Source organism: Enterococcus sp. DIV1094 (assembly GCF_017316305.2).
Lineage (GTDB): Bacteria > Bacillota > Bacilli > Lactobacillales > Enterococcaceae > Enterococcus_B > Enterococcus_B mangumiae.
In genome coordinates, this window is sequence record NZ_CP147250.1 from 2,358,322 (window position 1) to 2,370,904 (window position 12,583).

The 12,583-nt window shown below is 39.4% G+C and carries 9 protein-coding genes; 6 read left to right on the plus strand and 3 right to left on the minus strand.

Annotated features, from left to right (window positions below; genetic code table 11):
* Positions 1–101: 101 nt before the first annotated feature.
* The gene (locus DOK79_RS11295) at positions 102–1,079 is read left to right on the plus strand and encodes an ABC transporter ATP-binding protein (protein ID WP_206856440.1); all 978 of its coding nucleotides are present in this window, start codon (positions 102–104) and stop codon (positions 1,077–1,079) included.
* A gap of 133 nt (positions 1,080–1,212) precedes the next feature.
* Here DOK79_RS11295 and celB read toward each other — a convergent pair whose 3' ends face one another.
* Complete coding sequence (gene celB / locus DOK79_RS11300; RefSeq protein WP_019723475.1) at positions 1,213–2,484, minus strand: PTS cellobiose transporter subunit IIC; 1,272 nt, start codon at positions 2,482–2,484, stop codon at positions 1,213–1,215.
* Between the two features lie 153 nt (positions 2,485–2,637).
* Between celB and DOK79_RS11305 the strand changes: the two genes are divergently transcribed.
* The 3 genes from DOK79_RS11305 to thiD all read left to right on the plus strand — a co-directional run bounded on the left by DOK79_RS11305 (position 2,638) and on the right by thiD (position 5,656).
* A complete protein-coding gene (locus DOK79_RS11305; RefSeq protein WP_206856442.1) occupies positions 2,638–4,035 on the plus strand; it encodes a glycoside hydrolase family 1 protein in 1,398 nt (465 codons plus the stop codon).
* 192 nt (positions 4,036–4,227) lie between these two features.
* A complete protein-coding gene (locus tag DOK79_RS11310; RefSeq protein ID WP_206856444.1) occupies positions 4,228–4,668 on the plus strand; it encodes a universal stress protein in 441 nt (146 codons plus the stop codon).
* 172 nt (positions 4,669–4,840) lie between these two features.
* Positions 4,841–5,656 (plus strand): bifunctional hydroxymethylpyrimidine kinase/phosphomethylpyrimidine kinase, encoded by an 816-nt coding sequence (thiD, locus tag DOK79_RS11315; protein ID WP_206856446.1) that lies wholly within the window; start codon positions 4,841–4,843, stop codon positions 5,654–5,656.
* Between the two features lie 81 nt (positions 5,657–5,737).
* Here the strand turns inward: thiD and cls are convergent, their stop codons facing one another.
* The gene (cls, locus tag DOK79_RS11320; RefSeq protein WP_206857695.1) at positions 5,738–7,189 is read right to left on the minus strand and encodes a cardiolipin synthase; all 1,452 of its coding nucleotides are present in this window, start codon (positions 7,187–7,189) and stop codon (positions 5,738–5,740) included.
* Positions 7,190–7,526: 337 nt separating this feature from the next.
* On the opposite strand from cls, the gene DOK79_RS11325 reads away from it, so the two are divergent.
* Entirely contained in the window at positions 7,527–10,193 is a 2,667-nt protein-coding gene (locus DOK79_RS11325; protein ID WP_206857693.1) for a cation-translocating P-type ATPase, read from the plus strand.
* A gap of 198 nt (positions 10,194–10,391) precedes the next feature.
* Entirely contained in the window at positions 10,392–11,114 is a 723-nt protein-coding gene (locus DOK79_RS11330) for a class I SAM-dependent methyltransferase (protein WP_206857691.1), read from the plus strand.
* Positions 11,115–11,145: 31 nt separating this feature from the next.
* On the opposite strand, the gene DOK79_RS11335 is transcribed toward DOK79_RS11330, so the two are convergent.
* Positions 11,146–12,303: a hydroxymethylglutaryl-CoA synthase gene (locus tag DOK79_RS11335; protein WP_206857688.1), complete on the minus strand. Its 1,158-nt coding sequence runs from the start codon at positions 12,301–12,303 to the stop codon at positions 11,146–11,148.
* Between the last annotated feature and the right edge of the window lie 280 nt (positions 12,304–12,583).

The following is a 12,583-nucleotide window of genomic DNA, read 5'->3' on the forward strand; positions in this document are numbered from 1 at the left end:
AAGAGACAATCGATACCATTCGAAGTAGAAATAATCTGTGTGGCTGAAATCTTATAAGAAACTGGGTGGCATTGTCACAACAGATTAAGAAGGAGGTTTGGATGAAGTTACTCGAGGTAAATAATCTACACACCTATTTTGATACAAAACGTGGAACAGTCAAAGCGGTCAAAGGTGTTACTTTTTCTCTTGAAAAAGGAAAAACGCTGGGCATCGTTGGCGAAAGTGGGAGTGGGAAAAGTCAAACTGCGATGTCGATCTTGCAACTCTTTCAGCGCAATCAATACATTGCTGAAGGGGAGATCCGCTTTGAAGGTAAAAATATTCGGGATTTTTCAAAGAAAGAGCTTCTACAGATTCGCGGAAATGAGATTTCGATGATTTTCCAAGAGCCAATGACGAGTTTGAATCCGGTTTTCACAATCAAAGCACAGTTGATCGAAGCGTTGAGGTTACATCAGGATCTAAGTAAAAAAGCAGCTTTAATGAGAGCGTATGAGTTGTTAGAAGCAGTCAAGATCACCGATGTCAATCGGGTGGCAAAGCAATATCCGCATCAGCTTTCAGGTGGGATGAGCCAGCGAGTGATGATTGCGATGGCGTTAGCTTGTAATCCGAAACTATTGATTGCTGATGAGCCGACGACTGCTTTAGATGTCATCATCCAAGCGGATATATTAAAGTTGATGGATGAGTTGAAAAATAAGCTAGGAACGAGTATTTTATTCATTACGCATGACCTTGGTGTCATCAGTAAAATGGCAGATGATGTGATCGTCATGCATGGCGGAAAAATCGTAGAAAGTGCATCAATCGAAGACATTTTCAAAAATGCACATCATCCATATACACGTCGCTTATTAGCAGCGTTTTTAAGAACGGATATCCAACAAAAACAATCTGAACCAATTGATTTTTATAATAAAGAAAATAAACGATTTGATTTCACAAATTTCAAAGCAACTGAATCTGTTGATCCTGATTGGGTAAAAGTCGGCGAAAACCATTATGTCGCAGCAAGTTTGAAAGAAATCGTACCCGATTGGGAGGACAGTCGAATGTACAAGCAAGAGAAATAAGGATTTAGATACTATTTAATTAATAAAAAAGCCTCCACGAAAATGCAATGAGCAAATTTCGTGGAGGCCTTTTTGATTGTCATTAAAAAAATGTTTGTTTCGACTTCAAAAATTAGCTTCTGATCTCGTCAAATCAGACAACATCCATATCAGGTTGTTTATCTAAGATCATCAAGAACGGATACCAGATGACAGCGACGATCACAAAATCGATGACTTGTAGCAAGCCGCCTAACCATGAGTTTGTAGCTAACACACCGCTCGCAATGATCGGTACTGTCCATGGAACGGAGACACCAGTTGGAGCGGGTACGATTCCTGCTGCCATCACTAGATAGTTGAAAGTTGTTACGACTAATGGTGCGACAACCCAAGGAATCAAGATCGTTGCATTCAATACGATCGGCAAACCGAAAATGGCTGGTTCATTGACGTTGAAAATTCCTGGAGCAAGAGCTAAACGACCAACATCACGGTATTGTTTTTTCTTCAAAACAAATGCCATCAATAGAACGACTGCTAAAGTCATCCCTGATCCACCGATTCCTACAGTGAATGTTTCCATAAATGGTTTCGTGATGATATGAGGCAATTCTTGACCATTTTGGTAAGCTTCTAAGTTATCAAGCATCAACGTGTTCCAAATAGGGTCCATTACAGAGTTGACGATGATTTGACCATGAAGACCAAAGAACCATAGGAATTGTACAAAGAACAAAGCAATCAAAGTAGCAGGTAAACTACTTCCTAAACCAGTCAATGGTTTCTGGATGACTTCATAAACGACATCATGTAAGTTTGCATGGAAAACGCCAGTCATAACTGCATTGATGATCAAGAAAACAGTCAAAGTCACAACCGCTGGGATCAATGCAGCAAATGATTTTGTTACAGCTGGTGGGACACTTGCGGGCATTTTGATCTGCCAACCACGTTTTGTGATGCGGCAGTAGATTTCACCTGCGATGAAAGCAGCGATCATACCGATGAACATTCCTTTTGCGCCTAAGCGATCAAGAGTCAACACACCAGATACTTCTTCGCCACCGACAGTTGTCATGACGAAAGGCGTTAAGATCAAGAAGCTGGCAAATGAGACAGCGCCTCCAAAAATACCTTCAACATCATATGATTTAGATAAATAATAGCCAATACCAAAAGTAACAAAGACTGACATGATACTCATTGTTGCATTTTGCCCATTTCCAAATAAGCTTGATAGCGTTCCTTTAGTTGCATCACTAAAGAATGGTAAGTTATTGAAAACGACAACAATCGATCCGAACATTGTTAAAGGGAAAGATAACATAAATGCATCCCGTAACACTGTCAAGTAACGATTTTGCCCTAGAAGGTTCGCTAAAGGCATGATTTTCTGAGCTAGTTTATCCATAAAACCGTTCATTTTATTCACCTCTATTATAATTTGCAATCGATTACAAAATGAGTATAACTTCAAACTGGATAAATGTCTAGTCATTTATTTAAAAAGTATTGATTTATTTTTATGGTTTGGTATGATTACGTTATCAAAAGAAAATTAAGTGAGGGACAAAACATGACAAAATATGTATTTCCAGAAAATTTTTGGTGGGGTTCAGCTGCTAGCGGCCCGCAGACAGAAGGACGTGTTACAGGAGATGGCAAAGGAGAAAACATTTGGGATCATTGGTACGACTTGGAACCTGAGAAGTTTTTCAATCAAGTAGGACCAAGCAAGACTTCTCAAGTGTATACGAAATATAAAGAAGATGTTGCATTGATGAAAGCGACTGGTCATAATACGTTCCGCACATCGATCCAGTGGAGCCGTTTGCTTCCTAATGGTACAGGAGAAGTAAATGAACAAGCAGTGACTTTCTATCGCACGTACTTTGAAGAACTGATTGCACAAGGTATTGAACCATTCGTCAATCTTTTCCATTTTGATATGCCGATGCCTTTACAAGAAAAGGGTGGTTGGTTAGCAAGAGAAACTGTCGAAGCTTATGCTGAGTATGCCAAAACATGTTTTGAATTGTTCGGAGATCTTGTGAAGAAATGGTTTACGCATAATGAACCAATCGTACCTGTAGAAGGTGGCTACCTTTATCAATTCCATTATCCTAATCATGTGGACTTCAAAGAAGCAGTTCAAGTAGGGTTCCATGAAAACTTGGCAAGTGCAAAGGCGATACAAATCTACCATGAAACAGGACAAGATGGAGAGATCGGTATTATCCTGAACTTGACACCAAGTTACCCACGTGATGAAAATAACGCTGAAGATGTGAAAGCTGCGGCAATTGCGGATGCCTTTTTCAATCGTTCATTCCTTGATCCAGCTGTTAAAGGTGAGTTCCCACAAGAGTTGATCGATATCGTTAAAGAATTGGATATCATGCCTGTCATGGAAGAAGGAGATTTGACGATCATCCAAGAAAATAAAGTGGATCTTTTAGGGATCAATTATTATCAGCCACGACGTATCAAAGCGAAAGAAACGCCAATCGACAAAGATCGCGCACCATTACCAGATGATTATTTTGACAACTATGATATGCCGAATAAAAAAATGAATCCTTATCGCGGTTGGGAAATCTATGAAAAAGGTATCTATGATATCTTGACAAATACGCGAGAAAATTACGGCAATATCAAATGTTTCATCTCTGAAAACGGCATGGGTGTTGAAGGAGAAGAGCGTTATGTCAATGAACAAGGAATGATTGAAGATGATTATCGCATCGAGTTTGTGACAGATCATTTAAAATATGTGCATCAAGCGATTCAAGAAGGCACAAATTGTTTAGGGTACCATATGTGGACTTGTATGGATAACTGGTCTTGGACAAATGCTTATAAAAACCGTTATGGCTTTATCGCGGTCGATCTAGATCAAGATGGTAAGCGGACGATCAAAAAATCTGGTCATTGGTTCAAAGAAGTAGCGGATAATAATGGCTTTGACGCGTGATCGATCATTAAATAAATAAGAAACATCACTGAATAAATACGATAAATTGTTTGAAATAAGGCGGAAAATCCCAAAATAAGATTTTCCGCCTTATTTTTTATGTACTCGTTCACTCTTATTATGCAATATCCTTAAGAATTGTCCTTCGGTTCTAATCGTGCTACACTAAAAGTAAAGAAGGAGGCGGTTCCAATGGTAGATACGTATAAAAATATTTTAGTAGCAATCGACGGTTCAGAAAAATCAGAAAAAGCATTTATTGAGGCAATTGCCACAGCAAAACGCAATCAAGCGAAATTGCATATTTTGTATGTGAATGAGGTGTCAGGAAACTATTTTGGTGATTTTGCTTTTGTCACAACAAGTTTACAAGAAGAATTAGATGAAGTGGCAGATAAACAAATGAAGGAACACCAAAATTTAGCGATCGAAAAAGGATTGACCGATATTAAAACGTATGTATTATACGGTTATCCAAAAACATTGATCGCAAACTTCAACGAGTCAGAAGAGCCGATCGATTTGATCGTCATGGGCGCGACTGGTTTGAACGCTGTCGAACGTGCATTAGTAGGTTCAACCACTTCTTATGTGGTCAACCATGCGCCATGTAATGTGTTAGTTGTAAAATAAGTGATGTTGAAGCGAGGACTTCTACATGATCCTTGTAGGAGCAAGCTTTCCCATACGATTTATCTATTTAAGGGATGTCGCGTGACCCAACGCACATCCCTTTTTTTGTTTTCCAACAGAAAATGCGTTAGGATAAAAAAGACAAACGTATTTCAAATAGGAGATGGATAAAATGGAACAACAATATGTCCAAGTAATGACGATTGCTGGATCAGATAGCGATGGAAGTGCAGGCATGCAAGCCGATCTGCATACGTTTTTTACCAGAAAGGTCTATGGAGTATCTGTTTTGACTGCTTGTGTAGCTGGGAATTCTTATGGGATCGGTGCGAGTGTCCCTTTACCAACGGATTTTATCGACAAAGAGTTTGAACTGATCGCAGAGGATTATCAGGTCAAAGCAGCAAAGACCGGGATGTTGGCGGATGCTGCATTGATCAATACAGTGGTCAAAAATGTTCAGAAGTATGATTTTGGTCCTTTAGTCGTTGATCCAGTGATAATGACGAAGCATGGCAACCAGTTATTGGAAAAAGAAGCATTGAGTACGTTGAAAACAGCACTTTTACCACTGGCGGAAGTAGTGACACCTAATTTTTATGAAGCGGAGAAACTGACGGGTCTCAAATTGAACACAGAAGAAGATTATGCCAAAGCGGCTCAAATTCTCCAAAAGATGGGACCTAAAAATGTTTTGATCAAAGGCCATCATGCGAGCGATACAAACCAACAAACAGTCAAGGATTATGTTCGTTTGGCTTCAGGAAAAACATTTTGGTTGGAAGCTCCATTTTACGCAACCGATCGCATCAATGGCACGGGTGACTCTTTGTCTGCCTGTATTGCTGCTGAATTAGCAAAAGGTGAAACTGTTGAAGCAGCGATTCGTACGGCGAAACAATATGTCAATCAAGCAATCAAAGAAGAAATTTTTGTCGGACATAAATATGGCCCGATCAATCATTGGGCGGCTGAAGCGGTCGAATAAGATGAAAGTATGATGCGACAAAACAAGCTGGACTGCTCAAAAATAGTTTGAGTAGTCCAGCTTGTTTTGTCGCATCAAGGATTACAAAATCGGTGAGAAAAGCCTTGAAATCTGTTGCTTGAACAACAACCAATTTGACATTTCTTTGACTGTTTCAGTCGTCATCGGGATACTTGCTTTTTCATCAAGTACGAATTGATCAGCTAATTGTTGTAGGAAAGCTGGATCATAGATGATCGCACTACTTTCAAAATTCAAGCGGTAGCTGCGGATATCCTGGTTGGCTGAGCCGACCATGCAGATTTCGTCGTCCATGATCAGTGTTTTTGCATGTAAAAAACCATTCTCATAAACCAAGATCTGGATATTTTCTTTGATCAGTTGACGTGCATAGTACTGTGTCGCGCGATAGATGAATGGATGATCTGGCTTGTTTGGGATCATGATTTTTACTTCTACACCTGAAGCCGCCGCGATTTTTAACGCAGCAATCACACTTTCATCAGGAACTAAATAAGGTGTTTGGATCCAGACCCGTTTTTTTGCTGAACTGATCAGCTTGATAAATGATAACTTGATTTGTTCACGCTCATTGTTCGGTCCACTAGAAACAAGTTGGATCGATGTCTGGTATAGTTGATCCTGATCTTTTTTGTCGACTTTGTAAAAATAATCTAAATGATAACCGACTTTTTTTTGATCTGGAACAGAGACGTTCCAATCCATTAAAAAGCGTAGTTGTAGTAAAGAGGCTGCGGCACCATAGATACGAATATGTGTATCACGCCAGTAGCCGAATTTTTTTGTATGATTGACGTATTGATTGGCAATATTGAAGCCACCGGTGTAGCCGATCTTGCCGTCAACCACAATGATTTTTCGGTGATCATGGTAATTCAAACGAAAGCGTAAAAGTGCGCGTTGCGAAGTGATGAACGTGTGGACATGCCCACCATTTTCGACCAACTTCTTGAAATCTTTTGTTTTTGTGCCATGTGAACCAAACGCATCGTAAAGTAAGCGAACTTCCACGCCTTCTGCGGCTTTCTTTTCTAATAGTGTCAAGATCTGCTGTCCGATATTGTCAGTCACGAAAGCATAATATTCAATGTGAATGGAATGCTTAGCTGCTTCAATATCTTTTAGCACAGCAGTTAATTTTTCTTGGCCGTCTGTCAGCAGTGTGACTGCATTTTTTCGGGTGAGGGGCATTTGATTCAAGGATGAGAAGAAATCAACGAAATGTTGATGTTCTTCATTTTGGATGATGGGGTCATAATGTTCTAAGGTATCTCCCTTGAAGTCTTGGAAATTTTCCAGTTCTGTTAGATCACTCTGACGAAGGTGGAATTTTTTCTTGTCAGTCAATCCGCGACCAAAGAAAAGATAGAGAACGAAGCCAAAACCAGGTAAAGCGAACAAAACGAGCAACCATGCCCAGATCGCAGCGACATCTCGAGGCTTGATCAAGATAGTTACAAGTGCAATAAGTGCGTTCAGTACATATAAAAAAGTAATAATGCTTCCTACCACGAGTGAAACCTCCTTTATTTAATAACATCAGTATAGCATGAGAAAGGGGAGAAGCCTATTATCAAGAAAATAAAGATGGAAATTTTTTGAAAATATCAGGCACGATAAGCGAAAGTTGTTGCATTTTAAAAATGAATCATGTAGTATAAAAATACAGTTGAATATCTCCTTAGGGGAGTAACCGACAACATTTGTTGTGATAATATCAACAGTAAGTTAACCAAATGGTTTTCTGGTATTGTATGAAATGGTGAGACCTAAGACAAATCCGCATTTGTCTTAGGTCTCTTTTTTTTCAGGCGATAGCGGAAACACTAACTAAAATGGGGGATGAAAGTTGGAAAACAAGGAACACACTCAATCAACGGTCTACAAAGAATCGATCGACACGTTGATGCAACAAACGCAAAGCTCACCTGACGGGTTGAGTAGTACGCAAGCAAAAGAAAAATTAGAAAGAGATGGCTTGAACCAACTGAAGGAAGCACCTAAGAAGCCAACCTGGAAGCTGTTTTTGGAAACATTCAAAGATGCTATGGTCATCGTGTTACTCGTGGTTGCATTGATTCAAATGGTAATGGGCGACTACATCGAATTTTTCGTTATCTTTGCCGTGTTGATGTTGAACTCAGTGATCAGTGTGATCCAAACGAAAAAAGCAGAAGGTTCACTTGAAGCATTGAAAAACCTGTCTGCACCGGATGCAAAAGTGATCCGTGACGGAAAAGAAATGACGATTCCGGCGAATGAATTAGTAGTTGGCGATATCGTTTTACTTGATGCTGGTGACTATGTGCCGGCGGATGGACGTCTATTAGAAGCTGGTTCATTGAAAGTCGATGAAGGTATGTTGACTGGTGAATCGACATCAGCAGAAAAAGAAGTCGTAGAAATCACTCAGACTGTGCCGATCGGTGATCGCTCGAACATGGTGTTTAGTGGAACGATCATTACTTACGGTCGTGGGAAATTTTTAGTTACGGCAACAGGAAACAACACCGAAATCGGTGAAGTTGCTGGTTTGTTAGAATCAACAACGGAACAAGTTACACCATTACAGCGTGGTTTAGATAAATTCAGTAAGAAGTTAAGTTTAGCCATTTTAGGCTTATCATTGGTGATCTTAGGTATCCAGTTATTCCGTATCTACATGGGTGGCGGAACTGGAGATATGACGGCGGATATCGTTAGTGCGATCATGTTTGCTGTAGCGGTTGCGGTAGCAGCGATCCCAGAAGCATTGCAATCGATCGTAACGATCGTGTTGTCATTAGGAACAAATAAAATGGCGAAGCGACATGCGATCATCCGTAAATTACCAGCGGTGGAAACATTAGGTTCAACGAGTATCATTTGTACAGATAAAACAGGAACATTGACACAAAACAAAATGACAGTTGTTGACTATTACTTAGCGAATGGAGCAACGGGTGATTTTTCAAATGATCCGAAAAACTGGTCGGTCGATGAACGTCGTTTGATTGAAATCAGTGTGTTAGCAAATGATGCATCAATCAGTGAAGATGGTTCAAAATTAGGGGATCCAACAGAAGTTGCTTTTATTGACTTCAGTGAAAAATTGAATCAACCTTACCGTGAGATCCGTCAAAGCAATCCTAGACAAGCAGAATTACCGTTTGACTCCGATCGAAAATTGATGTCAACTGCCCATGAAATCGATCAAGACAAATTCTTATTTGTCAAAGGTGGACCAGATATCGTCTTTGGTCGCAGTACGAAGGCATTAGTAAATGGCGAAGTCGTGCCAATGACAGATGAATTGATGAAAAAATTCCAAGAACAAAACGAAGCATTTTCAAAACGTGCATTGCGTGTTTTAGCCTTTGCTTATCGTCCAATCAATAGCTTGGACTTATCATTTGATGATGAAGATGATTTGATCTTAGTGGGGATCATGGCAATGATCGATCCGCCAAGAGACGAAGTCACTCAAGCGGTCAAAGAAGCGAAAAGTGCTGGGATCAAAACGATCATGATCACTGGAGACCACAAAACGACTGCGGTAGCCATTGCAAAAGAAATCGGTATTTTTGCTGAAGGTGACCAAGCATTGACTGGTACAGAATTAGATGATCTTACAGAAGACCAATTAAATGAAGTGTTAGAAAAAGTAACGGTTTATGCACGTGTATCACCGGAAAATAAAATCCGTATCGTGCGTGCTTGGCAAACAAAAGGCCATATCTCTGCAATGACTGGTGACGGAGTAAACGATGCGCCAGCCTTGAAACAAGCAGATATTGGTATTGCCATGGGTACAGGTACTGACGTAGCGAAAGATGCTGCGGCAATGGTTCTGACAGATGATAACTTTGCATCGATCGTTAGCGCGGTAGAAGTAGGACGTAATGTTTTTGATAATATCAAAAAAGCCATCTCTTACTTGTTCTCAGGAAACTTAGGTGCGATCATCGCAATCATCTTTGCTTTAGTTGCGGATTGGTCAAATCCATTTACAGCGTTACAATTGTTGTTCATCAACTTAGTCAATGACTCGTTGCCAGCAATTGCCTTAGGAACAGAAAAAGCAGAACCTGCGACAATGAAACGTCCGCCAAGAGATCCAAATTCAGGTATCTTTACGGATAAAACATTGATCTCTGTGACTTATCGTGGGATCTTGATCGGTATTGCGGTTATTTTTGCTCAATGGTTAGGGATGCAACATTCACCTGAATTCGGTGTAGCAATGTCATTTTCTACCTTGATTTGGTGTCGTACATTGCAAACATTCCCTGCACGTTCAAACACGCAAACAGCGATCCAAGCTGGTTTCTTCTCAAACCGCAGTGTGTTGTTAGCGGTGGCTGTATGTAGCGCACTATACTGCATTGCCATGATTCCAGGATTAAAAGAAGTCTTCTCGATCCCAGCAGCATTTGGATTGACTGAAGTATTCACTTGTATCGGAATCGCGCTTGTAACGATCGTATTGATGGAAATCACTAAGATGATTTTGGTACGTGTGCAAGGAAATAAATAATCACGGACGAGAGGGATTTTTCTCGATAACGTGTAGCCGAGACTAAAACAATCGTTTCAGCTTCTATAATCAAAAAGAAATCCACGGAGATCATTCGATTTTCGTGGATTTTGGTTTATACTTATACTTGAAATGTTTCTTTTTTGCACCAAAGACATTTATTCCGAAAAGTGAAAACGAAAGGAGTAAAAACCTCCAATGAATAAAGAAGATTGGAATGAGTTTGCACAAGACTATTATGATTCGCAGAAAGAATCCAATACGATGATCGTACAGGATCTTGCTGCTTATTTACGAGATGAAGAGTTATTGCCAGCGAAATCCTTCGTAGATGTAGCGGGTGGCGCAGGGCGCTATCTTTCATTGGCAAAAGAAATAGAGCAATATGAGTTGATTGATTTTTCAGAGGAAATGCTTTCTTATGCAAAGCATGAAGCAAGACAAATGAGTATCACAAACTGTCAGTTCATTCTTCAAGAATTTACGGAATTTTTACATGAAAATAAGACGTATGAGCTTGTTTTTTCAGCAGCAAATCCTGCGTTGGTGTCCTGTGAGCAATTGGAAAAATTACGTAGAAAAGCGACGAAAGCATGTTTGATCTTACGAGTAGTTTTATCAGAAGATGATGTGTTCGTGCCGCTTGAAAGGGATTTTGATATCGAGGAATCTGATCCTAACAGTTCACCGGTTGTAATGGACCGATTTGAAGAGTATTTGTCCAAAAAGCATATTCCGTATAAGAGGAAAGAATTTACTTATGTTTCCCAAGAAGAAATAAATCTTTCATTTTTACGCGCTTATTACGCAGAAATCCAAGATGATCCACGCTTTCAATCGTATCTTCAAGAACTATTTCAATCTGATGAAACAATTCTAAGTACAAATAAACTGACCTATCGATTATTGACTATCTATTAGTCAATGATCAAGGTCAGTTTTTTTATATTAGTTATTTCTCTTTATAGAAACGAATATCATTCTCAACTTTATAGATCGAATAAGGTAGGTCTGAATGATATTCAGCTGATTCACCGTGTCCAGGTAATGTTTGGTTAAAGATTTCTTCATATTGATCAACCGTTAATGCTTCACGGTTATCTAACATTGCTTGATTCTCTTCTTTGAATAAGAAGTTTTGATAGTCTGCTTCTAGATAGCCAGAGAAAAATTCACTCACAGCACCAGAGCCATAGCTGAATAAGCCAATGCGGTCACCGGCTTTTAATGCTTGGGAGTTTTCTAGTAAAGAAATCAAGCCTAAATAAAGTGAACCAGTGTATAGATTACCTATCCGACGACTATAGGTGATGCCTTCTTCATAACGGGACATCAAACGTGTTTGTGTTGTTTCATCTGTTTCTTCGATCACACTTTGTAACGCTTTTTTCCCCATTTTTGTATAAGGGATATGGAACGTAAGCGCATCAAAATCAGCAAGTGTTCGACCGGTTGTTTCTTTATATCTATTCCAAACTTTTTGGAAAGATTCAATATAGGTAGAGTTGGATAAAGGGCCATCAACTACCGGATATTGGCTATAGCTTGGACGCCAGAAATCATAGATATCTTCGGTCAAAAAGACACTATGGTCTTCAAGGGATAAAATTCGAGGGTTTTGTGTGATCATCATCGCGACCGCACCAACACCTTGAGTCACTTCACCAGCACTTGCTAGACCGTAGCGAGCGATATCGCTGGCAATCACTAAAACTTTACGATCTGGATGATTTTTTACATATTCTTTTGCCATATGCAAAGCTGCTGTTCCCCCGTAGCAAGCTTCTTTTACTTCGAATGAACGAGCAAAAGGTTGGACCTTTAACAAATGATGGATAATTACAGCACTTGCTTTTGACTGGTCGATACCTGACTCGGTACCTACAATGACCATATCGATTTTCTCACGATCTTCTTCTGTGACGATTTTGCTGGCTGCGTTTGCTCCTAGCGTGACGATGTCTTCAAAAACCTGATTGACAGCCATTTGATCTTGACCGATCCCAATATGGTATTTGGCAGGATCATCTCCACGTCTGTTTGCTAATTCAGTCATATCTAAAAATAAATTAGGAATAAAAAAGGAAAGACGATCAATCCCTATTTTCATTTCAACACCTCTTTACTCATGATAAAAAACTTACTTTATTAAAGTATCACAAAATCCTAAAAAGAAATACAAAAAAGCTAATTTTTAAGGATTTGTAAAAAAATATAGCGCTTTTTTTAAAAGGTGTATGTTATATTTGTATTTCCGGTAAAGAATGGTATATTTTTGTAGGAGACAATCGATAGTTAGCATAGTGAGCAACTGTCCATTTTTTCCTGTTATATAGGAAGTGTCTTTTCATTTTTTACGAAAATATTAATATTTTTTCTATCCATTTGAT

Bases quoted from the DNA above. Each gene is read 5' to 3' on its own strand.
- DOK79_RS11295 (WP_206856440.1), top strand. From the start codon at position 102: ATGAAGTTACTCGAGGTAAATAATCTACACACCTATTTTGATACAAAA.
- celB (WP_019723475.1), bottom strand. From the start codon at position 2,484: ATGAACGGTTTTATGGATAAACTAGCTCAGAAAATCATGCCTTTAGCG.
- DOK79_RS11305 (WP_206856442.1), top strand. From the start codon at position 2,638: ATGACAAAATATGTATTTCCAGAAAATTTTTGGTGGGGTTCAGCTGCT.
- DOK79_RS11310 (WP_206856444.1), top strand. From the start codon at position 4,228: ATGGTAGATACGTATAAAAATATTTTAGTAGCAATCGACGGTTCAGAA.
- thiD (WP_206856446.1), top strand. From the start codon at position 4,841: ATGGAACAACAATATGTCCAAGTAATGACGATTGCTGGATCAGATAGC.
- DOK79_RS11330 (WP_206857691.1), top strand. From the start codon at position 10,392: ATGAATAAAGAAGATTGGAATGAGTTTGCACAAGACTATTATGATTCG.
- DOK79_RS11335 (WP_206857688.1), bottom strand. From the start codon at position 12,303: ATGAAAATAGGGATTGATCGTCTTTCCTTTTTTATTCCTAATTTATTT.